Origin of the sequence: Pedobacter sp. UC225_65 (assembly GCF_042698365.1) — a bacterium.
Lineage (GTDB): Bacteria > Bacteroidota > Bacteroidia > Sphingobacteriales > Sphingobacteriaceae > Pedobacter.
Genome location: NZ_CP170550.1, coordinates 727896 through 752743, shown reverse-complemented (window position 1 = coordinate 752743; position 24848 = coordinate 727896). Strand labels below are relative to the sequence as shown.

Below are 24848 nucleotides of genomic sequence, written 5' to 3'. Positions count from 1 at the left end.
ATTATCGTTTTAATGTAATAGAACCCACATATTTATCTTTTCCATCAATTATTATAATGTAGAAATAGGTTCCTTCAGGTAAATCGCTACCCACACGAACTCCTTCATTACTTTGTCCGGCCCAATCATTTTTATAATCGGCACTTCTGTATACTCTATTTGCCCAACGGTTATAGATTTCTAGTGAAATGCGTTTATTACCTGTATTTCTGATCACGAAGGTGTCATTCGTTCCATCTTGGTTTGGAGAGAAACCTTCAGGAATAAATTCAGCAGGTTTGGTCAAGTCTACCGGTGTAGGTACTGATGGCGTTACATCTCCAGGTGTTGTTGGATCAGGTTTCAGACCATCTGTTGATATATCTGTCGATTTTAATCCACTAGGCGACGTACCTTCTGCGGTAGCTGAGTTATTATAGGTTCCTTTATTGCCACTTAAGGTAATGTTAACTACCATTTCAATATGTTGAACCTCTCCAACAGCAAGGGTATTACCTGCCAACAGCATTTCTGTATTAGAACTACCGTTGTATTGTGGATTAACTTTAATTGTACCTAATGAAGTAATGCTCTTCACGCTGAATACATCGCCTTTAAAGGTTTGTCTCAAGTCATCTTTGATACTTACATTGTTCAACACTGCTGTACCATAATTACCCACAACAAAGTGATATGTAATATTGTATGATCCATTCTGTTGTTTTTGAACAGCCATTACAGATTTGGCCAAACCAATTTTTGGTAGGTCGTTAAGCTTGATTTCTACCGTTGCAACATTAGAAACACATCCATTTGCATCTTTTACGGTATACTTGAAGCTATCTGTTCCGAAGAAACCTGCATTTGGTGTGTAAGTTGCCTTACCTGTTGATGGGTCAACGGTTAACGTACCATTTGTAGGTTGTTGCGTAATGATTACAGAACCTGGAACAATATCTGATGATCTTTTGATGTCATTAGCCAAGATATCAATCGTAACTGCCGTACTTGGATTGGTAGTTGCATTATCATTAACTGCAATAATTGGTTGGTTAATGCTAATTTTTACATTGGCAACATTAGATGTACCTCCATTTTTATCTTTTACGGTATAACTAAAATCATCATTACCTAGATAACCAGCATTAGGGATATAAGTTACTTTTCCGGTAACTGTATTAACCGTAACGCTACCATTTGTTGGTTGTTTGGTGATCACTACAGTTGTTGGATTCTAGGTCAGCAACAGATTTTTGATCGTTAGCTAAAACATCGATTATTGTTGCATTGCCACCACCACATATCTTCACTTCATCGTTAACCGCTATTGGGGTTGCTTGTGGCACTGGTGTAATGGTTACGGTATTGTTTGCTGGTATAGGGTCTTTTTCTGTACCTGTAATGGTTGCCGTATTGTCATACGGACCAGTTGCTTTTACTAAGGCCGTTACTTTTAAAGTAGCAGAAGCACCACTTGCCAAGTTTCCAATAGTCCAAATGCCAGTAGCATTGTTATAAGTACCTGTTGATGCTGTAGCACTTACAAAAGTATATCCAGCTTTTAGTAGCTCACTTACACTAACACCAGTAGCACTACTTGGGCCATTGTTGGTAGCCGTTAAGGTAAATACTACATTCGTATTGATAGATGGTGTATTGCTAGATGCTGTTTTGGCAATTTGAAGATCTGCAACAGGCACAGGTATAGGAGAAACCGTAGCTGTGTTGTTGTTTGTGATATGCTCCACTTGGTCAGCAGCAACTGTCGCTGTATTTACATAGGCACTTGGTGCTAAGTCTGGATTAACTTTTGCTTTGATGTTGATGGTTACCTCATCATTAGCTTCCAGCGAAACTATCTGCCATAAGCCTGTTGCAGCATTATAGCTACCTATTGAAGGTGTCGCTGCTACAAATGTATATCCAGCTTTTAATAGGTCATTTACAACTACATTTGTAGCCCTACTTGGTCCGTTATTCCTTACTTTTAAGGTAAAGGTTACTTCGCTGCCTACATCAGGTGTTGTATTGTTAATTACCTTGGTAATGGCCAAATCAACTACTTGTACTGGAGTTGGATTAACTGTTGCAGTATTGTTTGTTGATACTGGATCTGTTTCATTTCCACTTACTACAGCAGTATTTACATAATTTGCGGCTGATGCATCTGGTACAACTCTAGCTACTACAGTCAAATCAACCGTTTGGTTATAGATAAGGTTACCAATTGTCCAAATACCAGTTGTTGCATTATAAGTACCTACTGAAGGAACTGCACTTAAGAAAGTATAACCCGATTTCAATAAATCAGTTACCTTAACCCCAGACGCATCACTTGGACCTCCATTAACTACTGTTATTTTGAAAGTAACTGCTGAACCTGCTTCTGGTGCCATGCTGCTGATTGTTTTGGTTACCTTAAGATCAGTAATGCTGTTTTGGGTATCAGTTACATCTGCCTCATTAGGGTCTGTACCCACTTCGTTCGAACCTACAGGCTTGGTAATGGTAGCCTTGTTGTAAAGATTACCTGTACGGCCTGATGGTACCACAACGGTTACGGTATAGGTAATCGTGCCGCCTTTCGGAATGGTCACCAGTTGACTGATGTTACCCGTTCCAGAGGCTGCCGCACCCGATGCTCCTGCACTGTACACTGCGGTCCAGCTGCCTGTTGTACCCGTAGGCATCACATCTTCTACCAATGCACCTATCGCGTCACTCCTTCCGGCATTGCTTGCCGTTATGGTGTAAACCACATTAGTGCCTGGAGTATATTTACCTCCACCAGTATTGGTCTTGGTGATCTTCAGATCTACTTCACTTTCTTGGATATCGGTTACATCCGCTTCGTTAGGGTCTGTACCCACTTCGTTCGAACCTACAGGCTTGGTAATAGTAGCCTTGTTGTAAAGGTTGCCCGTACGGCCTGATGGTACCACAACGGTTACGGTATAGGTGATCGTGCCACCTTTCGGAATGGTTACCGTCTGGCTGATGTTGCCCGTTCCAGAGGCTGCCGCACCTGAAGCACCTGCACTGTACACTGCCGTCCAGCTGCCTGTAGTACCCGTAGGCATTACATCTTCTACCAGTGCACCTATAGCGTCACTCCTTCCGGCATTGGTTGCCGTTACGGTGTAAACCACGTTGGTACCTGGGATGTATTTACCTGCCAATGTATTGGTCTTGGTCGATCTTCAGATCTACCTCACTGTCTTGGATATCGGTTACATCTGCTTCATTAGGGTCTGTACCCACTTCGTTCGAACCTACAGGCTTGGTAATGGTGGCCTTGTTGTAAAGATTACCTGTACGGCCTGATGGTACCACAACGGTTACGGTATAGGTGATCGTGCCGCCTTTCGGAATGGTCACCAGTTGACTGATGTTACCCGTTCCAGATGCCGCAGTACCTGAAGCGCCTGCACTGTACACTGCTGTCCAGCTGCCTGTTGTACCCGTAGGCATTACATCTTCTACCAGTGCACCTATCGCATCACTTCGTCCAGCATTGGTTACTGTTACGGTGTAAACCACGTTGGTACCCGGGATATATTTACCTCCACCAGTATTGGTCTTGGTGATCTTCAGATCTACCTCACTGTCTTGGATATCGGTTACATCTGCTTCGTTAGGGTCTGTACCCACTTCGTTCGAACCTACAGGCTTGGTAATGGTAGCCTTGTTGTAAAGGTTACCGGTACGGCCTGATGGTACCACAACGGTTACGGTATAGGTGATTGTGCCGCCTTTCGGAATGGTTACCAGTTGACTGATATTGCCCGTTCCAGAGGCTGCCGCACCCGATGCTCCCGCACTGTACACTGCTGTCCAGCTGCCAGTTGTACCCGTAGGCATCACATCCTCTACCAATGCACCTATCGCGTCACTCCTTCCGGCATTGGTTGCCGTTACGGTATAAACCACGTTGGTACCCGGGATATATTTACCTGCCAAGGTATTGGTCTTGGTCGATCTTCAGATCTACCTCACTGTCTTGGATATCGGTTACATCTGCTTCGTTAGGGTCTGTACCTACCTCTGTTGAACCTACAGGTTTTGTAATGGTAGCCTTGTTGTAAAGATTACCTGTACGGCCTGATGGTACCACAACGGTTACGGTATAGGTGATCGTGCCACCTTTCGGAATGGTCACTGTCTGGCTGATGTCGCCTGTTCCAGATGCCGCAGTACCTGAAGCACCTGCACTGTACACTGCCGTCCAGCTGCCTGTTGTACCCGTAGGCATTACATCTTCTACCAGTGCACCTATCGCATCACTCCTTCCGGCATTGGTTGCCGTTACGGTGTAAACCACATTGGTACCCGGGATATATTTGCCTGCCAAGGTATTGGTCTTGGTGATCTTCAGATCTACCTCACTTGCCTGCGTATCTGTATCTACAGCCATATTGTTAGCAGGTGTTGGGTCTGTTATACCTACAGCAGTGGCTACAGTAGCTGTATTTACAAAGTTGCCTGTGTAACCACTAGGAATACTAACAATATAGGTATAGGTTATCGTAGCTCCAGCAGGCATATCAACGGTTTCTGCAATACTATTTGTACCAGATGCGTTTCCGGTTGCTCCACCTGTATAAACTGCAGTCCATGTACCTGTAACTCCCGCAGGAAGCGTATTGGTTACAGTTGAACCTGGTGCATTACTTGGCCCATCATTCGTTACAACAATGGTGTAGGTATTTGTTGTACCTGGAATATATGGTATTTTACCATCGGTGTTGGTGATTTTTAGGTCAGCTTTGCTGTCTTGTGTATCGGTCACCTCAGCCTCGTTAGGATCTGTACCCACTTCAGTAGAACCTACAGGTTTGGTAATGGTAGCCTTGTTGTAAAGGTTACCTGTACGGCCTGATGGTACCACAACGGTTACGGTATAAGTAACTGTACCACCCTTCGGAATGGTCACTGTCTGGCTGATGTTGCCTGTTCCAGAGGCCGCAGTACCTGAAGCGCCTGCACTGTACACTGCAGTCCAACTACCAGTTGTACCTGTAGGCATGGTATCTTCTACCAGTGCACCTATCGCGTCACTCCTTCCGGCATTGCTTGCTGTTACGGTGTAAACCACATTGGTACCCGGGATATATTTGCCTGCCAAGGTATTGGTCTTGGTGATCTTCAGATCTACCTCACTGTTCTGCGTATCTGTATCAGTTGCTGTATTGTTAGCAGGTGTTGGGTCTGTTATACCTACAGCAGTGGCTACAGTAGCTGTATTTACAAAGTTGCCTGTGTAACCACTAGGAATACTAACAATATAGGTATAGGTTATCGTAGCTCCAGCAGGCATATCAACGGTTTCTGCAATACTATTTGTACCAGATGCGTTTCCGGTTGCTCCACCTGTATAAACTGCAGTCCATGTACCAGTAACTCCCGCAGGAAGCGTATTGCTTACCGTTGAACCTGGTGCATTACTTGGCCCATCATTCGTTACAACAATGGTGTAGGTATTTGTTGTACCTGGAATATATTCCGTTTTACCATCGGTATTGGTAATCTTTAGGTCAGCAATACTATTTTGGGTATCGGTATCAGTTGCTGTATTATTTGCTGGAGTTGGATCGGTTACTCCTGCTGGAGCTGTAACCGTAGCCGTATTTACAAAGTTTCCTGTTGTTCCACTTGGCACATCAACTACAAAAGTATAGGTAATCGTTGCTCCTGATGGCATGTTAACTGACTCAGAGATGCTGTTGGTTCCATTGGCTGCGCCAGTTGCACCGCCTGTATAAACTGCGGTCCATGTACCTGTAACTCCTGCTGGAAGCGTATTGGCTACTGTTGCACCTGTAACATTACTTGGGCCATCGTTGGTAACCACCATGGTGTAGGTATTACTTGTACCTGGAACATATTGGGTTTTACCATCGGTATTGGTAATTTTTAAATCGGCCGTACTGTTTTGGGTATCAGTATCTGTAGCGGTATTATTTGCAGGGGTTGGATCGGTTACTCCCGCTGGGGCTGTAACCGTACCTGTATTTACAAAGTTTCCGGTATAGCTGCTTGGTACACTTACAACATAAGTATAAGTAGCTGTAGCACCGCTTGGCATATCTACCAACTCGGAGATACTACCTGTACCACTTGCATTACCTGTTGCTCCACCTGCATAAACCACGGTCCATGTGCCAGTAACTCCTGCTGGTAATGTATTGGCTACGGTTGCACCTGTCACATTACTTGGACCATCGTTGGTAACCACCATCGTATAGGTGTTAGTTGTACCCGGAACATATTGGGTTTTACCATCGGTATTGGTAATTTTTAAATCGGCCGTACTGTTTTGGGTATCGGTATCTGTTGCCGTGTTGTTTGCTGGAGTTGGATCGGTTACTCCTGCTGGGGCTGTAACCGTACCTGTATTTACAAAGTTTCCGGTATAGCTGCTTGGTACACTTACAACATAAGTATAAGTAGCTGTAGCACCGCTTGGCATATCTACCAATTCGGAGATGCTACCTGTACCACTTGCATTACCTGTTGCTCCACCTGCATAAACCACAGTCCATGTGCCAGTAACTCCTGCTGGTAATGTATTGGCTACCGTTGCACCTGTCACATTACTTGGACCATCGTTGGTAACCACCATGGTATAGGTATTGGTTGTACCCGGAACATATTGCGTTTTACCATCGGTATTGGTAATTTTTAAATCGACAACGCTATTTTGTGTATCTGTATCTGTCGCTATGTTGTTTGCAGGCGTTGGATCGGTTACTCCTGCAGGTACTGCTACTGTTGCAGTATTTACAAAGCTCCCGGTATAGCTGCTCGGTACACTTACAACATAAGTATAAGTAGCTGTAGCCCCACTTGGCATATTTACCAGTTCTGAGATGCTACCTGTACCACTTGCATTACCTGTTGCACCACCTGCATAAACCACAGTCCATGTACCTGTTACTCCTGCTGGAAGCGTATTGGCCACCGTTGCACCTGTAACATTACTTGGGCCGTCGTTGGTAACCACAATCGTATAGGTATTGGTTGTACCTGGAACATATTGTGTTTTACCGTCGGTATTGGTAATTTTTAAATCGGCTGTACTGTTTTGGGTATCGGTATCTGTTGCCGTGTTATTTGCTGGCGTTGGGTCGGTTACTCCTGCAGGTACCGCTACTGTTGCAGTATTTACAAAATTTCCTGTAGTACCACTAGGCACATTCACTACAAATGTATAGGTAATGGTTGATCCTGATGGCATATTTACCGCCTCAGAAATACTATTGGTTCCATTGGCTGTACCAGTAGCACCACCTGTATAAACGGCAGTCCACGTACCTGTTACTCCTGCTGGCAGTGTATTGGTTACTGTTGCACCTGTCACATTACTTGGTCCGTCATTGGTAACCACCATGGTATAAGTATTGCTCGTACCCGGAACATATTGCGTTTTGCCATCGGTATTGGTAATTTTTAAATCGGCAGCAGGTACTGGAGTCAAAGTTACCGTTGATGTATTATTTGTCAGATCTGGATCTTGTGGATGGTTATTACTTGCTGTATTTACATAATCACCAATCGGTCTATTTGGAACAACCTTAGCAGTGATCTTTAATGTCTTCTCATTAGCCGCACCAACGTTCAAAATACCAACAGACCAAGTACCCGTGGCAGAAACATATGCTCCTGCGCCATCATCGCTTACATATTGGAAGCCTGATGTCAAGATATCTGAGACCACAACAGGAGCTGCATTACCAGCACCCAAGTTTCTTACCTTGATTTCAAATACTACATTATCGCCCTCTTTAGGGGTTAGGTTATCTACTGTTTTGATGACCCTTATATCTGAAGTCTGTAAGTTTACAGGTGTTGGCGTATTATAAAACAATGGTGTTTTGGTATTGTCGCCATTATTAGGGCTCGTATTGTTGTGAGATACATCAGTTACGTTAACAGGGTCTGGTGTATCTGTAATTGCGGTTGTTGTAGCTGTATTGTTATAGGTAGTATAATTTCCATTAGGATTTACATTGATCGTAAAACTAATACTTGCATAATAAGCTGTACCACTTGCCGGATTTGGCATTCCTATCAACGAACTCGTTGCGGGATTCAATAGATTTTTATCAGTAGTTCCGTTAAAACTGGTATTTACCGCTATTGCTCCAGAACCATTAGTTGTGCTTGAACTTAGTTTGGTAACCACTCCTACCATGGTAAATGTTGCAGGTGATGGAAATGCGGTAGCTAGATCATCCGTAATCTGGATGTTTTTTAAAGGGATACCACTATAGTTTCTTACCCTAAGTGTATAAGTTATATTATAGGTTCCATTGCTTTGGATTGTGGGTGTACCCACTGTTTTGGCCAAACCAATCATTGGGAAAATAACCGGGGTTTCATCTCCATTTAAACGGACAATGGTTGTACCTGCATTGGAAATATCGGTAACTTGAACATTTCCGGGAGCTACGGCTGTTACCGTAGCTGTATTTTTTGAGTTATAGGTTACCTGCGCACTTGCATTTCCCCTACTAATTAGCATGAATAGCAACACCGTTGCTGTATACTTTAAAAATAATTTTGCGATCTTCATTTTATACAGTTCTCCAGTGATTATAAGATTACGTTAACTACAAGGGTAATGGTCTCTTCTTGACCTGCCGCAAGTGCTGAACTTGCAGGAGTTAATAAGTTTTGATCGGCAGTACCATTAAATGTTGGATTAGCAGTAAGTGAGCCTGTTGCATTTAAACTTACCTTGGTAAAGGTTTTAGGAGAAGGGAAGGTAAGATTCAATTGGTCCTTCACTTGAACAGTACTTAATGCTGTTGTCCCTGTATTTTTAACTTTAAAAGTAAAAGTTACATTATAGCTGCCGTTTGCCTGTTGTACAGGGGTTCCTGCTGATTTTGCAATGGCCACCTGACAGTCTTGAATTGTTACGGTAATATCGTCCTGGTAAGTTGTACAAGGTCCATTAGAGGTTGTCCAACGGAAAACATAAGTACCTAATTCTAGACCACCAACAGTAGCATTGTTTGCATTTACCGAACTAAATACCGGATTTACACTACCAGCAGGTTTAGAAAAGGTTGTCCAGGTTCCAATACCAGAAGTTGGTGCAACTGCTGCCAACTGAACTGGAGCGTACAAACAGAATGATGCTGTTGCATCGCCCGCATCTGCCACACTTGGTGGTCAAATACCACAAGGCTTACTTGGTCTTCAGTAGTACATCCACTTGTATTGGTTATTTTCCATTTAAGGATATATGTGCCTTTAATCAAGTTGCTCACATTTGCTACTGGATCATTAAAACTGCTAAATGTTGGACTGTTTGGTCCACTTACTACAGACCATGTTCCAGTACCTCCTACCACAGCCGTAGCTGTTAAGGTTTTTGTTCCGGTGCCACCAATTGCTGCTGTACAAACTTCTGCATCTACACCTGCATTTGCCTGACTTGGGCTAACATCAACTACGTTAACACTTACATTCTGAGAAGAAGAAGCACATACACCATTGGCGATGGTCCATTTAAAGATATATGGATTGCCTGGCGCTACATCTAAACCTGATATAGTTGTAGTTGGCGAGTTTGGTGCATTGATCACAATGTTACCAGGATTGGTACCACCGCTTACATAAGTCCAAGTACCTACACCAATTACTGGAGTTGTACCTGTTAATGTAACCCCACCTTGACAAGCACTAGTTTGTGCAGGCATTGGTTGGGCCGTTGTTGGTGGTAGATATACGGTAATCCTCACCACGTCATTATTAGACTGTGTACCGCTACAATTTACATTGCTTACAGTCCATCTTAATATATAAACCCCTGGTACACTTAAGTTATTAACTGTGGTTGCAGGCGTTGTTGACGAAGCAATAGTTGCCACCCCTCCAGATGGTTGGCTTAAGAAACTCCAAGCACCTGTACCTATTACTGGAGCTACCGCCGTTATATTTGCTGTAGTACCACTTGTTGTACAGATTTCTTGATCAGGGCCTGCATCAGCTGTTGATGGAGGTCCACTTACAGTAACATTCATTAGATCTGTAGCAGTTCCACATCCACCCACAGTAATGGCATATTGGAAAGTATAATTACCACCGGCTGTTAAGCCAGTAACTATAGCTGTATTATTAGAATTTGGTGTAATGGTAACCGCTGGTCCGGCTGTTTGTGTCCAAGTACCTGTACTACCATCATTACCGATCAATACTGTACTTGTAACATTACATAAAGTTTGGTCGGCTCCTGCTTTTGCCGATTGGCCAATAGTGATCGTTACGTTACTTGTTGATGGTGCACAATAAGGTCCGTTTGTTGCTTTCCATGTCAATACATAAGTTCCTAACTCAAGGTTACTGATGGTAGATGTTGGGCTGGAAACATTAGCAAAAACTGGTGTACTTGGTCCGCTTACAACAGACCATAAACCTGTACCTGTAGTAATTACATTGGCGGCCAGTGTGGCTGTGGTTACATCGCAAAGTGTTTGGTTGGTACCGGCGTTGGCTGTAGTAGGCGGTTCTCCAATATTATAGGTAATCTCTGCCGAACTACTAGAACAAGCACTGTTACTGATGGTCCAACGGAATTTATAACGCGCTTCAATCAAACCAGTTACATTAGCTGTATTGTAACTTGTTGGGTTGTTGATTACGGCTCCACCTGGTCCTTCAACCTGTGTCCATAAGCCTGTTTCGTTAGCTGCTGGCTGATTTGCCAATAGACTTAAAGGAGCTAAACTACAAACATTTTGTTGTGGCGCTCCTGTTATGGTGGCTACTGTTGTTGGTCCGGCAATGGTAACAACTACTGTATCTCTAGTAGGTACACAACTTCCTCTTTCCAACTTCCATTCAAATGTATAAGTACCTACGGTTGCTCCACTAACAGCTGTATTAAATAAACTGGCGTTAAACGTTGGCACATTCGGGGCACCAGGCAATAACGTCCAAGTTCCTGTTTCACCTACAGCAGGTGCATTTCCTGCTAGGTTAAAGTTTGTTGTGGCTGCAGTAAAACACATGTTTGCACCAGCAATTGCCTGTTTAGGGCCATTGGTATTATCAGTATTGATGGTTACGTCATTAAAGATACTTCCGCAAGCATTGCTGATGGTCCATCTTAATACATAAGTTTTATTGGCCAAAAATCCGGTAGCTGTTGCTTTTGGATCATTAACATTAGAAAATGAAATGGTGCTTGCAGGTGCTGCAGGGCTTTGCGAAAATACGGTCCAAGTACCAGTTTCACTTCGTTCTGGCACATTGGCATCTAGTTTGATCGGTGTACCAAAACAAGCATTGATTGATGCACCTGCATTAACTACAGTGGGTTGTGATGCAACGATTACTCTTGCATCATCCTGTGTATTTGGACAACCAGCACCACCAGTTACAATCCATCTAAATATATAAACACCGCTTACCAAGTTTGAGATTGCGGTGGTATTTAAAAACTTATTGGCAATAACTGCTGTATTAGGGCCACTTACTTGGCTCCATTGACCGCTACCAGAGTCTCCTACTTGTGCAGCGTTACCTGCCAAGGTTGCATTCACTGTACCACAAACCAAAAATTGGTTGGTACCCCCAACTGCCTGATATGGTGTTTTTGAGACTACTATGCTCAAGTCAGCATAAGCATCAACACAACCTCCAGAAGAGTTATCACTGGTTCTTCTAAAACGTACTACATATGTACCAATTTTATCTAAACCGATAATGTTCTGTATCGAACTAGCTGCAGTCATGTAAACACCAAATGGATCATCAGCCGCAATCTGTGAATCTGAAGGACCGCTGATCAATGCCCATTGGGTTAAGTTTCCACCACTAATTGTATATGGAACTGCCAATTGACCTACTTCACATGCCAAGATCTGAGGGCTTGTGGGTGTAATTGATATTGCAGGAGGAACGGTGTATCTTATGCTATAAGTACCTGAAGAGGAACAACCCGTTACCGTATTGGTAATGGTATAGTTAAAGTTATAATTGCTGCTTCCATTTAAACCGGTGATGGTTGTTGTAGCAGAAGTCGGCGAATGAATGGTTGCCCCGGCTGGGTTACCAGCTGCAGCAGTCCATTGTACAGTTTCATTTGTGTAAAGCGGTTTAACGCCATTGAGTATGGTTGTTGTTCTCCCATCACAATAGATCATTGTTGGAGAGCCTGCTGGAGTAACATCTTGTGAAGGAGGGTCTACGTTGATCGTTACATCTGCAGAACCTGTACTGCAAGGACCAACAACCGTCCAACGTACTACGTATGTACCTTGTGATAAATTACTAACCGTTGTATTGTTATCATGTATGTTTGCAAAAGATGGAGTACTTGGCCCACTAATAAATGACCATGTTCCTTGCTGTCCAAAACCTGCACCACCATAAGATGCTGAAAGTTGTTTTGAAGCTGTCAACGTATAACAGCTTGCATTAAGTGGCGATACTGCAGTTACAGGAAACACCCCTCCCAAATTCCTTACTTCAATCAAATCAGATGAAGTACAATTTGTACTGCCATTTTTAATCGTATATCTAAATACCGTTACTCCAACGCTGTTACCACTTGTAGGCAAAGTTACCGATGCGCTTGCAGAGGTAGCTGGCGAGGGCACTGGAAGATTTCCGCTGATCACTTCCCATAATGCTGTTTCTCCTGGCTTTAATGGGTTACCAACCAAGGTAATGGTGCCTGGGCACTCTACCCTATCTGGACCTAGATTAGCCACAGTAAGGTCTGAAGCCTTATAAATGGCATCATCAAATACCGGAGAACCATCGGTACATTTTGCAGTTAACCTAAAGGTATAATCTACATTTTGCAAATAGCCTGAAACTGTTGCAGTTGCTGCCCCACCTGCTACAGTAGTAGTAGATATGGTAACAGCTGGACCTGCAATCTGTGTCCATACCGCAGTTTCAGCAAAACTTCCTGTTGCGGCACCTGTTAATATAAACGATGTACCCGGACAAATTACCCTGTCTTGGCCTGCATTAATGGTACAGTTCTGCGCATTGGCGCTAAAAGCACCAACTAGGATTAAACTTGCAACAAATAAATAGATACGTAAAATTTTAATCATAAAAATATGGTTTGACTAAAGAAGGATTAAAAATGCTGGCAATGATTACCTGAAACACAACTTTTAACACAGGGGAACGTTAATAAACAGATACCGATTGAAGCGCACAGTGGCTTACAATCAGATATAAAAGCATTCATGAATTAAGGCGATATTTTAGATAATATTTTTTTTTGTAAAACTATCCCCTTTGGAAAAAAAATCTTGTAGTGCGATCTCTACCGATTTGTAGTATTTATTCTACAAGATTTATCTTCAAAAAATTTGTTATTTTAACTTTTAAGAAATTAGATTGTCTTTTTTGTTAGTCCTTTAATTTATAGCTGATTTTTTCAGCTATTGCGGCATAAAAGATAGTTTTGCACTTATTCCTTATCATTATTTATGCGCTTCTCTCTTGTTCTTGTTGTTTTATGCTTTCTGCTCAACCAGGCAATAGCACAAAATTATAGCCTCAGCCATTACACAGACGAAAATGGTCTTCCGCAGAATAGTGTAAAATCCATTACAACAGACAATGCTGGTTTTGTGTGGTTGGCCACAGAAAATGGATTGGTAAGATATGATGGTCAGAAATTTGTGCTGTTCGACAAAAATTATGCGAAAACAAGCTCTAATCGCATCGCCAATTTTAGGATTGATGTAAAAACTAACAGCTTATATGCACTTTCAGAAAATTGGCAACTGATCAACATTAAAGATGGGCATGTTGCTCCTTCATCTTTAACCTATAGCAAAGTATTCAACTTTAAAAACGGCTCAAAAGATGATTATAATTATGCCAATGGAGTACCCAATGCCATGGAAAAATATGTCCTTGGTATGCCATATATTATTGTGATCGATAAAAATACGGTCTATAAAATACAGAAAGGAATAATTGAGCAATATCTAAATGAAGTTCTGGTCAGGAAAATCCCTTTTGATTACAAAGACCAGTGGCGTTTTTTCGTACTCGACAAAAAGTTATATTATATTGATGAAAAAAGAAAGCTGACTTGTTTTATCGATGGCAAACAAATTAATACAAATATAACCGGTGAGCTTGCAAAGATAACCAGCCAGCATGCAGGAACGCTATTTTGGAATACCTGCACGGGAAATGTTTTTTTGAACATTAAAAACGCTTTATATACTTTAGAAAAAAGTCAAAAAACCGGGCATTTTGTTACCAAGTGTATCATTAAAGACGTAGATCTGGAAGACCTGAGCATCATTTCTATCTATCTGGATCAAAAAAGTGGGCATATCTATATGGGTAGCTCTACCAAAGGCCTATATGTTTACCGAAAAAAAGACTTCAATACCCTAAATCCTATTCAATCCACTTCATCAAATCTTTTTTATGCCCAAGTGCCTTATGGCCAAAATTCGGTTTTGTATGCCAATGGCTATCTATTTCAAAATACCGGAAACACCTTATACTTTGATCTGCTCAAAAAACATAGCAGTAACTTCTCCTTGTTGATTGACCATCATAAAAACGTATGGTCGCCAAATGGCACAACACTGTATAAGTTTTCGCCAGAACTGACCAAGATCCTGGCTGCCCATCCATTTCCGTATCGAATCAATTCTATTTATCAGTCGCCAGATGCTGAGCTTTGGGTAGGTACCTTTAATGGGATATATAAGATGGCCAAAAGCGATACCAGTTTTAAGCGAGTTGACGTTTTATCGGGTATTAAAGATGTAAGCTACTTACAAAAAACTGGGCAACTACTGTGGATTGGCACTCATAAAGGAATGTATTACTACAATTTTGTCAACCGTGCAAAATACAGCATACCGGAGTTGGCCAATAAAGACATCCGTAGCGTCTATACCCGTGGGAATGAGGTGTGGATCACTACTTATGGAGATGGTTTTTATCTTTACAGAGAAGGCAAGATTACCCGATTGCCAAATGACAACAACAATTATCTCAACACCTCTCATTGCATTTTAGAAGATAAACATGGTTTCTTTTGGATCAGCACCAACAAAGGGCTCTTCCAAGTGGCTATTGCCGACCTCTTGGCCTATGCCGACCAAAAGACCAGTAATGTATTTTATCTTTATTACAATAGGGCATCTGGTTTTAATACCAACGAATTTAATGGCGGATGCCAACCATGTGGTTCGATTATGGGTGATGGCAATTTTTCTTTCCCAAGTATGAATGGAATGGTGTTGTTCAATCCTTCAAGAATAATTGCCAATGAGCCTGACCAACCCATCTTTCTCGATAAAGCGGTGGTAGACAATCAACTTATCAATTCTGATGGTACAAGTTTAAGTATACCAAACGAATTTAATAGACTGAATATATTTTTGACCACTCCTTATTTCGGCAATAGCGAAAACCTAAATTTCGAATACAAATTGTCCAATCAGAAACAATGGACACAAAGTATAGACCAGATCATCTCCTACTCTTCGCTCCCATCGGGTAAAAACATCCTTAATATTAGAAAGGTAAGTGGTTTTGGGCAAGACAATTATGTTTATAAAAACATTACCATCATTGTGCCGCCCCACATGTACCAAAATTGGTGGTTCATTTTAGGGGCTATTATTTTGGCTGCTTTGATCCTGTACCTGTATATCAAAGTAAGAATAAGAATCATCCGCAAAAGAAACCTGCAATTAGAGGAAAGCATTAGCGAACGTACACATGAGCTGCAAAATACCATTAAAGCCTATGAAACCTCTCAAAAAAGGTTGGAACAACATGGCTACTTCCAACGCCGACTGATTGCCGCAATTACCCACGATATCAAAAGTCCACTTAAATATCTAATGATTACTGGAGAATCGTTGTATAACAGTTCAACACACAATGAAATTGACCGTGATGGCCTAAAAGCAATGTTCACTTCTTCTTCACAGATTTACCATTTTACAGAAAACCTATTGACCTATGCCAAGGGATTTACCAATGAAGACCTGAATGTTAAAACTACATTTAACCTGAGTAGGTTAATTGAAGAAAAAATTGCCATTTTTCAGGGCATTGCCAATTCTCAGGGTACTACAATCCATAACTTGATACATAAAGAGGTACAGATAGAAACGAACGAACAATTGTTGTCTGTTATTTTACACAACCTGATAGACAATTCGGTAAAGTTTACCAATGTTGGAGAAATCAGTTTTTCTTTTCAAGTGAATGGGGATAAAATCAGTATATTTATTAAAGACACTGGCATTGGGATGAAACCTTATCAAGTATTGTGGTGCAATAAGATCAACGACCCATTTGCCGACTTGAACGATACTCCTTTACATGCAGGCTTGGGATTGATCATGGTGAAAGAACTGATCAAAGCCATTGGCGGAAAAATTTATGTAGTAGCTACCTTAGGAAGAGGTACAACTGTCGAAATCATCTTATAAACTCAATTGGCTTCGGTAATGTTCCAAAGGCGGAATTTATCAATCAACTGTACAATATTATCTACCTTCAGTTTTTCAAAAATCCTGTTTTTGTAGGTACTTACGGTAGACATCTGCAGATTTAAGGAACTAGAAATTTCGGTAACCCCATGCCCAAAAATCAACATCTGGGCTACTTCAAACTCTCTATTTGATAAGATATCTATTGGATTTACATCTTCATTGTTGTTGTTGAGCAGGTTATTGATCAAACCATCTTTAACGGTTTTGCTCATATAGGTACCTCCATTCAAAACGCTTTGCAGTGCCAATTTAACATCGCTGTTAGAATTTTGTTTATACAGATAACCTTTGGCCCCTGCCTGTAGATACCTTAAGGCATACAAGCTCTCATCATAAGCCGAAAAAATCAATACTTTTATTCCTTTTTGTTTTCTTTCCAATACATCCAGCATCTGGATGTTGTTACCCCCAGGTATATTGATATCTAATACTACCAGATCGATTTTATTTTTCTCTACCACCTCTATTGCATCTGGAAAGCTACCAACCTGTGATATTTGGGCCCATGGAAGCAGCTCTTTGATCAATAACATTATACCGTATCGTACTACATCATGGTCATCTACTATCAGAATATGTTTTGGAGAGCTGTTCATTTATTTTAACAATTAGGGTGACTGTAAATATACAACATCCTTAGTATTAACAAACTTGTTTTTACCAATAAAAAGGCAACATTTTTGCTATTGACCTTGATCTTTCAGTGCCAACTTGGCTCCTTTTTCGTCAACTTTATACCAGATTCCTTTTTCGAACAGTGCAGCTTCATGTTTTCCGGCATGTTGGTTTACATCTAAGCCCAAAACTTTGCCACCATAATAAAACCCAACATTACCCGGAACAATGGTATGACCAACAACAATCCGCTTTACACCAAACAACGAAAGCGTTGCATCTACTTCTTGCTCGGTTGCTTTTGGTTCTACAAAGTATCCACGGTACCAGAATAAAGATGTTTTGCTATTGAAAAAATTAGCTACTGTGGAATCTAACTCTCCAACTGCAGCCAAGCGTTTTGCTTTATCATAATAGGGTCTACATTTGTTGTTGATCTGGTCTAAAGGCATGGCCATTTGATTAATTTGTGGAGCAATACCCGCATGTGCGCAAATGTTATCACCAATTTTTTCAATAATATTCTTAGTTCTTAACCACCTGCCCAATTCTGTATCTGTTCTAAAAAAATCGGTGTAGGTAATCCCCACAATTTTAGCTATTTCCAGATATCTGGATCAACATATCGGATATCACCACTCAAATTCATAATGTCATGGTTGCCCAAAATGGTATGTACATAACCGCCTGCAGCTTGTGCATCTTGCTCTAACTTATACAATAACCAAAGTACTTCTGTTACCTGTTTGCCCCTATCAAAAAGGTCGCCACAGATGATCAGCTTTCCTTTGCCAAATTTCCAGTTGTATTGCTGGTCAATTACGCCATTGGCCAATAATAAAGCCCTGAAAGCTGAGAACTCTCCTTCTATATCAGAAACAAAGAACATTTTATCTGTGCCTTTACTTGTAGCTGGCTCTATGTCCAGTGTCTTTTTTAGTGCGACCGAGAAATCCCAATCAGGCTGTTGTGCAAATTTCACCTTCACCAAGACCTTATTTTTGGAAGGTACAGTATCTACAACAGATTTACCATTCACAACCGACTGCAACAGGTTTTTTCCATCGCGATAAAACACATGTGGCGTTTCATTCAAAGGTTCAGATTGGGCAAAAACAGCTAAGAAAAAGAAGAGACTCAACAAACACAGTAAAACAATTTTCATCTATAGGTTTATTAAACTTTAACTCGATATTAGCAAATATATCTTAACTTGTAGTTTAAAACCAAGTTTATGGTGCAAAAGGTTAAGTCGAAATTTAGGATCAGGAAAATTCGGAAGTTTTTTAGTCTTTTAGGACCAGGGTTAACCACTGGAGCTGCCGATGATGATCTTCTGGCATTGCAACCTATTCTCAAACTGGTGCCCAATTTGGTTATGGCCAATTATGGACAGCTTTATACATGCTTCCTTTTATGACTGCTGTACAGGAGGCCTGTGCAAGAATCGGACTGGTAACGGGTAAAGGCATAGCTGCTGTAGTTAAAGAACATTACAACAAAAAGGTACTTTATGCTGTGGTAGGGCTTGTGGTAGTGGCCAATACGATCAATATTGGAGCCGATATAGGGGCAATGGCGGCAGCGGCCCAGTTATTGGTACCTGTACATTTTGTGGTGCTTACACTTTTTTTCACTATTGGAATTCTTTTGTTAGAGATCTTTACAAGTTATAGGATCTACTCAAGGATACTTAAATGGTTGGCATTGGCCTTATTGGCTTATCCCATTACGGTATTTATGATCGACCAACCTTGGCCTACCGTATTAAAAGCTACCGTAGTACCGCATTTTGAGTTTTCTTTTGCCTTTTTGTTTATCATAACCGGTGTATTTGGCACTACAATTACGCCTTATATGTTTTTTTGGCAAGCCTCACAAGAAGTGGAAGAAGAAAATGCTAAAGGGCTGATGAGAGATGGCAAACCCAGAATTGGCTGGCCACATATACATGCCATGCGCAAAGACAATAATGTTGGCATGGTCGTTTCTGAGTTTACTACATGGTGTATTCTTTTGGTAGGTGCTACTGTATTGCACAATAGTGGCATAACGGATGTAAAAAATGCTGCTGATGCCGCCAAAGCTTTAGAGCCCTTGGTACATTCTTTTCCAAATTCGGGCTATTTGGCTAAACTCATCTTTTCGGTAGGTATAATAGGTCTTGGGCTCTTGGCAGTACCGGTTTTATCTGGTTCGGCAGCCTATGCTGTTGCAGAGGCTTTTAGTTGGAATGCCAGTTTAAGTACCAAGATCAGAAAAGCACATGGTTTTTATGGGGTGATCATTGTGGCTACACTGGTAGGACTAATGATCAATTTTGTAGGGATAGAATCCAGTAAAAGCATTGGTATATACTGCTGTGATCAATGGCATTGCAGCCGTACCTTTGTTGTTTTTAATTGTAAGGATAGCCTCTAGCGATCAAATCATGGGCCAGTACAAAAGTAGATGGCTATCTAAAACATTGCTCTGGGCTACATTTGTAATTATGGGTGGTGCAGCTGTAGCCTTATTTTTTACCATCTAAGTTAATTGTGGCGATTGGCGAAGATGTATTATTAGTTAAGGATGTGTTTGATTGGTTGGTTGTAGATAAGCCTTTATTTCTTCTTCGCCTATGATATCTAAAAGCTCCGTAATCCCATAATAACCTATAGCAGCGATAATGTCGATATGGTTCAAAACGTCTTCTGTTTTGATCCTGGCTTTGAACAATAAGTCTGGCAACAGCCTAAGGTCGATGTTCATATCCGATGATTGATTTCCTTTAATGATAATATTTTTTTTGGGCATGACAGTAATATAATATTGGATGAAATCTATAAACAAAACTATATTTTAATAAATTACCAGAAAATACAGGATAGCCAGAAAGGCATAATCGTTAGACGAATTAGCCAGTAGGGTCTGTGAAAAAGAAAGTACTTTAACGTAAATTTTAATCGGCAACTTAAAATGGTTATTTTGAGTTGCTGACCAAGCTCAATCAACAATCAATTGTACTATGGACGAACAACAAGAAACCTGGAAACGGAAGAACAGCAATACCTCTATCCTACTTATTGCCCTCAACCTGATCTTGATATTGGTTTTTATAAACATGGGTTATGCTTCAGAAAACCAACAGATGCTCAACGTGGTTTTTTCAGTGTTAGGTTTTACCCTATTGTTGGCCGGTTATGCTTTCAGTTACCATGGCAAAGGTTACAGATTGGGCAAATGGCTGTTTGGTATTGCCTTATTGATCAGTTTGGTATTGGCGGGTCTATTATGGTATGCCATGGAACTGGGTAAAGCCTTTGCACATTAACCATGAAATTAAACCTCATCAACAAAATCTATATTGCCATTGCTTTAGCATTGGGTATAGGTATACTCATTAAGCTTTTCGTTTATAAAAGCTGGGACAGGTATGCTTATGCGGCCAGTGTTACTGCACCCCAAAGTTATCCGATAAGTATTAAAAACTGTTACTTTCTATTGCCCTATGGTGATGACGCCCATGTCAATACCGAAGACATAAGAGAATTTAAGACCACATGGGGCGATGAATATTATTTTCCGGAAAGCCATAGACCTTTAAGGCTCCCAGAAAAACTGGTTTTGGAATATGTTTCCTTTCGCGGTAGCCAATTTTATAGAGATACCTTAAACCTACCTACAGACCTGATCAAACAAATATTTACGGAAGCCGACAAACAGAACCAATTCGAAGAACTTTACAATGCGGGCGGCGACAAAAAGGGATTGCGATTTTTAATAGGTATCGCCAATAATGGAAATGTAATCGTATGGCTGCGTGGCAACAGATTAGAGAGATTGGTACTTCAAACCAAACTACAACCCTATGAGCCTAGTAGAACTGATACCTATTACGAGAAACCCTTACCAAAAAACATCTACCTCAAAAAAGTATTTGAACAACTTCCAGACAGCATTAGGTTAAAAATAGCCCAAGGATGGGATAAAGAGGCCAATTATATAGATAGCGGCACTCATTATCTAAAGCCAAAATGAAGGCAATAAATTTGAATTTATTTTATCATTTAGCATCTAATTCTTTAACTTCGCCATAAAAAAATACATTATGGGACCTCAATCAACTCAAGGCTTAATTTTATTGGTTACATTGGCATCTGTTTGTGTAGTGATCTTGATTACTGCTTTTTCTTTGACCTTTTTTAGAAAGGCAGATACGTCTGACAAGAAACACTAAGTCGGTATTACATTTTATTGGTGGTTGTGTTTGGTGATGTTTATTCCCCAATACAACTACCCTTTAATTGGACCTACCTTCAAATCACCTCAAGGTTCAATACAAACCTTACAATGCAACCCTCGCACAGAAACACATAAAACGACGGTCTACTTCTTTTGACCAACTTTCTGACCGACCTCCTCATTTTCAACATTTACCTAATAGAGATACATCTTAATTAAGTTGGTATGCCGACTAAGAACGATTAATCATAATTTAAAACATATTCTGCTTTATTGTGTTAGCTTTATACACTTATCGCACAAACAGTAGTTTACAAAATCTTTAGTAGCTACCTGTAATACTTTTTACCCCTTTCTTTAAAGCACCATTTGTAAGTTTAAAACATGAAAAAAAGTACTTCGGATGGACAAAATGGGCCTAATCATACCCACCCAACTATTGGTAACCCAACAGCAGAACTGATCATAGCCAATAAAGAAATTGCCTTACAAAATGAAGACAAGGTAAATCTTGCCGCAGAACTTCTCATTGCCAATAAAGAGTTGCTTTTTCAGAATGCCGAAAAAGAGAAAAGAGCTAACGAACTGATCATTGCCAACAAAGAGCTGGCTTTTCAGAATGAAGAAAAAGAAAATAGAGCGGCCGAATTGGTGATTGCCAACAAAGAGCTGGCCTTCCAGAACAAAGAAAAAGAAAAACGCGCCCAAGAACTGATCACCGCCAATAGAGAACTGAAGAATGCAGAGGAAGATATCCGCATCCTAAATGAAGAGCTTGAACATAAGGTAATAGAACGCACGGCACAGCTCGAGTTTGCCAACAAAGAGTTAGGATCCTTCTCCTATTCTGTATCCCATGACCTTCGCGCACCCATTCGAGCCATCAATGGTTATTCCAAGATTTTAATGGAAGACCATGCACATAAACTAGATAAAGATGGAGAAAAAGTACTCCAATCCATCATCTACAATTCGCAAAAGATGGGCCTGCTGATCGATGACCTGCTGGCTTTTTCCAAACTAGGCAGAAAACCTGTAACTGTTGCCGAAATCGATATGGATGCTTTGGTCAATTTGGTACAAGAGGAACTACTTTTTGAACATGGAGAAAATGTCCCCATATTTAATGTTGAGCAGCTTCCACCTGCACTTGGCGACAAATCGCTGATCAAACAAGTATGGATCAATCTAATTCTCGAATGCCATCAAATATTCAAGCCATACCACCGGTGCCCACATACAGATTGGCGCCTATGTTAACGCACATATGGTTGTCTATTATGTAAAAGATAATGGCGCAGGCTTTGATATGTTATATTATGATAAACTCTTTGGCGTATTCCAGCGCCTGCATTCTCAAGAAGAATTTGAGGGTACGGGGATTGGGCTCGCCATTGTACAAAAAATCGTGCACCGTCATAACGGTACGGTTTGGGCCGATTCTGTATTAGAAAAGGGAACAAATTTTTATTTCAGCCTACCCGCTGTAAACTCAAATTAAACACATGGACTACGAAAATATTGAAATCTTATTTGTTGAAGACAGTGCCGATGATGCAGTACTTACCATCAGGGCACTGACCAAAAGTGGCTTTACCAATAAACTATTACACGCAAAAGATGGTGCCGAAGCCTTAGATTTCATCTATTGCAGAGGTAATTATGCAGCTAGAAATCCAGAAGAGTTTCCTAAACTGATTTTATTAGACCTTAAAATGCCCAAAGTATCAGGCTTACAGGTTTTAGAACAGGTAAAATCTGATTCCTCGGATAAAATCAATTCCGGTTGTAATGCTCACTTCATCAAATGAAGGACCTGATATTGAAGCCTGTTTTGCCCTTGGTGCAAATAGCTATATCGTTAAACCTGTAGATAGCGACAATTTTTTTAAAGCCATCAAAGAAATCGGATTGTATTGGATGGTCTTTAGTCAATCCGCACACCCATAATGACAGCCAAACTCAAGTACCTTATTGTTGAGGACAATGAAAGCGACGCGGACTTATTGGTCCGTGAGCTGAATAAGTCTGGATTAGATTTTACCAGCATCAATGTGCAGACTCTAAAAGACTTTGAGACCGCTCTTTTGGCTTTTGGACCTGACCTGATTCTATCAGATTACGCTTTGCCTACCTTTAATGCAGTAACTGCTTTTAACATCAAGCAACAAAAGCATCAACATATTCCTTTCATCATCGTTTCTGGCTTTATAGGTGAAGAAAATGCGGTAGAATTGATCAAAAATGGAGTTACCGACTATGTGTCGAAAGAAAGGCTATATACCTTGACTACCAAGATCAAAAGGGCTTTAGAGGATACATTGATTAGGAAAGAAAAGAAAATGATGGATAAAAAGTTACGTCATCAATCTGAAGAGCTTTTTACCTTGAACCAACAACTTGAAGTGAGGGTCGTTAACCGCACCAAGGCACTTGCAGAAAGCGAGAACCGTTTTCGCAACATGATGGAAACCATCCCACAGATTGCCTGGACCAATACCATAGCTGGAAAAATGGTCTATTATAACCAAAGGTGGTATGATTATACAGGACTGGATGAAAAACAGACCAGAAGTTTTGGCTTTGATGGCATCATCCATCCTGAAGACCTGAATACAAGTACGACCCAATATCATGCTATCCTTACCGATGGCAAAGGTGGCGAATTTCAAGTTCGTGGAAAAAGAAAAGATGGCCATTACCGTTGGCACCTTATCCGTTTGATGCCTATCCTTGATCAAAAAGGCCATACCCAACTTTGGGTGGGCACAGCTACAGATATACAAGAACTTCGCGTACTGCAACAACAAAAAGATGATTTTATCAATATTGCCAGTCATGAGCTTAAAACGCCCATTACCAGTTTAAAAGCTTGTTTACAATTGTTAGACCGTATCAAATACAAACCTTCATCACCCATGTTACCAAAATTGATTGTACAGGCAAACAGGGGCATGAACAAAGTAAATCTGTTGATAGAAGATCTGCTCAATACCAGTATGGTCAATGAAGGACAGTTGCACATCAATCCAAAAAAATTCGTCATTGCCGACATGATCAGTGAATGTTGTCAAGATGTACGCAGTGAAGGCATCTATACGATTACTACAGAAGGTGAGCTGGAGTTGGAAATCTTCGCGGATGCACTTCGGATCGAACAGATCGTCACCAATTTTGTAAACAATGCCATCAAATATGCCCCCAAATCCAACCAAATAGACATCCTGATCCAAAGTGAAGATGGAATGGCTAAAGTATCCATTATTGATCATGGGCCAGGCATTGAACCAGACAAACTACCTTACCTGTTTGATCGTTATTATAGGATAAACAGTAACGAAAACCAGTATTATGGACTTGGCTTAGGTCTTTATATCTGTGCAGAAATCATTAAAAAACACAATGGTAAAATAGGTGCAACTATTCAGGCAGACAATGGAACAGCTTTTTGGTTTACCATTCCTATCCATCAGTTGGGCGAACTATAGCAGACATAAACACAAAAAT

Annotated in this window: 19 protein-coding genes; 9 read left to right on the top strand and 10 right to left on the bottom strand. The window is 40.8% G+C overall.

Annotated elements, in window-relative coordinates; genetic code table 11:
• Position 1: 1 nt before the first annotated feature.
• From ACFJIZ_RS03895 to ACFJIZ_RS03870, 6 genes are read right to left on the bottom strand one after another with little or no spacing between them, the layout of a single operon-like run.
• Positions 2-1198, bottom strand: a complete 1197-nt coding sequence (locus ACFJIZ_RS03895) for a tandem-95 repeat protein (RefSeq protein WP_379090833.1) — start codon at positions 1196-1198, stop codon at positions 2-4.
• A complete protein-coding gene (locus ACFJIZ_RS03890) occupies positions 1170-3158 on the bottom strand; it encodes a DUF11 domain-containing protein (protein WP_379090831.1) in 1989 nt (662 codons plus the stop codon). Before ACFJIZ_RS03890 ends, ACFJIZ_RS03895 begins: the two co-directional genes overlap by 29 nt.
• Positions 3148-3939: a hypothetical protein gene (locus ACFJIZ_RS03885; RefSeq protein WP_379090829.1), complete on the bottom strand. Its 792-nt coding sequence runs from the start codon at positions 3937-3939 to the stop codon at positions 3148-3150. Before ACFJIZ_RS03885 ends, ACFJIZ_RS03890 begins: the two co-directional genes overlap by 11 nt.
• Entirely contained in the window at positions 3929-8554 is a 4626-nt protein-coding gene (locus tag ACFJIZ_RS03880) for a beta strand repeat-containing protein (RefSeq protein ID WP_379090827.1), read from the bottom strand. The genes ACFJIZ_RS03885 and ACFJIZ_RS03880 overlap by 11 nt, the downstream gene beginning before the upstream one ends.
• A 20-nt stretch (positions 8555-8574) precedes the next feature.
• Entirely contained in the window at positions 8575-9096 is a 522-nt protein-coding gene (locus tag ACFJIZ_RS03875; protein ID WP_379090825.1) for a hypothetical protein, read from the bottom strand.
• Positions 9027-13061, bottom strand: a complete 4035-nt coding sequence (locus ACFJIZ_RS03870; protein ID WP_379090823.1) for a hypothetical protein — start codon at positions 13059-13061, stop codon at positions 9027-9029. Before ACFJIZ_RS03870 ends, ACFJIZ_RS03875 begins: the two co-directional genes overlap by 70 nt.
• A gap of 384 nt (positions 13062-13445) precedes the next feature.
• Here ACFJIZ_RS03870 and ACFJIZ_RS03865 point away from each other — a divergent pair, with 384 nt between their 5' ends.
• Positions 13446-16439, top strand: coding sequence for an ATP-binding protein (locus ACFJIZ_RS03865; RefSeq protein ID WP_379090821.1), 2994 nt, complete (start codon positions 13446-13448; stop codon positions 16437-16439).
• Positions 16440-16441: 2 nt separating this feature from the next.
• Here the strand turns inward: ACFJIZ_RS03865 and ACFJIZ_RS03860 are convergent, their stop codons facing one another.
• The 3 genes from ACFJIZ_RS03860 to ACFJIZ_RS03850 form a co-directional block, all read right to left on the bottom strand.
• Positions 16442-17098 carry a response regulator gene (locus ACFJIZ_RS03860; RefSeq protein WP_379090819.1) on the bottom strand — a complete coding sequence of 219 codons (657 nt, stop codon included), beginning with the start codon at positions 17096-17098 and terminating at the stop codon, positions 16442-16444.
• A gap of 87 nt (positions 17099-17185) precedes the next feature.
• Entirely contained in the window at positions 17186-17707 is a 522-nt protein-coding gene (locus ACFJIZ_RS03855; protein ID WP_379090817.1) for a hypothetical protein, read from the bottom strand.
• An 8-nt stretch (positions 17708-17715) separates the two neighbouring features.
• On the bottom strand, positions 17716-18282 hold the full coding sequence (locus ACFJIZ_RS03850) for a metallophosphoesterase (RefSeq protein WP_379090815.1): 567 nt from the start codon (positions 18280-18282) through the stop codon (positions 17716-17718).
• A gap of 176 nt (positions 18283-18458) precedes the next feature.
• Between ACFJIZ_RS03850 and ACFJIZ_RS03845 the strand changes: the two genes are divergently transcribed.
• On the top strand, positions 18459-19538 hold the full coding sequence (locus ACFJIZ_RS03845) for an NRAMP family divalent metal transporter (RefSeq protein ID WP_379093880.1): 1080 nt from the start codon (positions 18459-18461) through the stop codon (positions 19536-19538).
• Positions 19539-19682: 144 nt separating this feature from the next.
• Here ACFJIZ_RS03845 and ACFJIZ_RS03840 read toward each other — a convergent pair whose 3' ends face one another.
• A complete protein-coding gene (locus ACFJIZ_RS03840; protein WP_379090813.1) occupies positions 19683-19913 on the bottom strand; it encodes a hypothetical protein in 231 nt (76 codons plus the stop codon).
• A gap of 211 nt (positions 19914-20124) precedes the next feature.
• Here ACFJIZ_RS03840 and ACFJIZ_RS03835 point away from each other — a divergent pair, with 211 nt between their 5' ends.
• The 7 genes from ACFJIZ_RS03835 (at position 20125) to ACFJIZ_RS03805 (ending at position 24829) form a co-directional block, all read left to right on the top strand.
• On the top strand, positions 20125-20430 hold the full coding sequence (locus tag ACFJIZ_RS03835) for a hypothetical protein (RefSeq protein WP_379090811.1): 306 nt from the start codon (positions 20125-20127) through the stop codon (positions 20428-20430).
• 2 nt (positions 20431-20432) lie between these two features.
• Positions 20433-21137: a DUF2931 family protein gene (locus ACFJIZ_RS03830; protein ID WP_379090809.1), complete on the top strand. Its 705-nt coding sequence runs from the start codon at positions 20433-20435 to the stop codon at positions 21135-21137.
• Between the two features lie 588 nt (positions 21138-21725).
• Positions 21726-22601 carry a histidine kinase dimerization/phospho-acceptor domain-containing protein gene (locus tag ACFJIZ_RS03825; protein ID WP_379090807.1) on the top strand — a complete coding sequence of 292 codons (876 nt, stop codon included), beginning with the start codon at positions 21726-21728 and terminating at the stop codon, positions 22599-22601.
• On the top strand, positions 22546-22842 hold the full coding sequence (locus ACFJIZ_RS03820) for an ATP-binding protein (protein ID WP_379093878.1): 297 nt from the start codon (positions 22546-22548) through the stop codon (positions 22840-22842). The genes ACFJIZ_RS03825 and ACFJIZ_RS03820 overlap by 56 nt, the downstream gene beginning before the upstream one ends.
• 4 nt (positions 22843-22846) lie before the next feature.
• On the top strand, positions 22847-23152 hold the full coding sequence (locus tag ACFJIZ_RS03815; RefSeq protein ID WP_379090805.1) for a response regulator: 306 nt from the start codon (positions 22847-22849) through the stop codon (positions 23150-23152).
• Positions 23133-23291 carry a hypothetical protein gene (locus tag ACFJIZ_RS03810; protein ID WP_379090803.1) on the top strand — a complete coding sequence of 53 codons (159 nt, stop codon included), beginning with the start codon at positions 23133-23135 and terminating at the stop codon, positions 23289-23291. The genes ACFJIZ_RS03815 and ACFJIZ_RS03810 overlap by 20 nt, the downstream gene beginning before the upstream one ends.
• The gene (locus ACFJIZ_RS03805) at positions 23291-24829 is read left to right on the top strand and encodes an ATP-binding protein (RefSeq protein ID WP_379090801.1); all 1539 of its coding nucleotides are present in this window, start codon (positions 23291-23293) and stop codon (positions 24827-24829) included. The genes ACFJIZ_RS03810 and ACFJIZ_RS03805 overlap by 1 nt, the downstream gene beginning before the upstream one ends.
• Positions 24830-24848 lie beyond the last annotated feature (19 nt).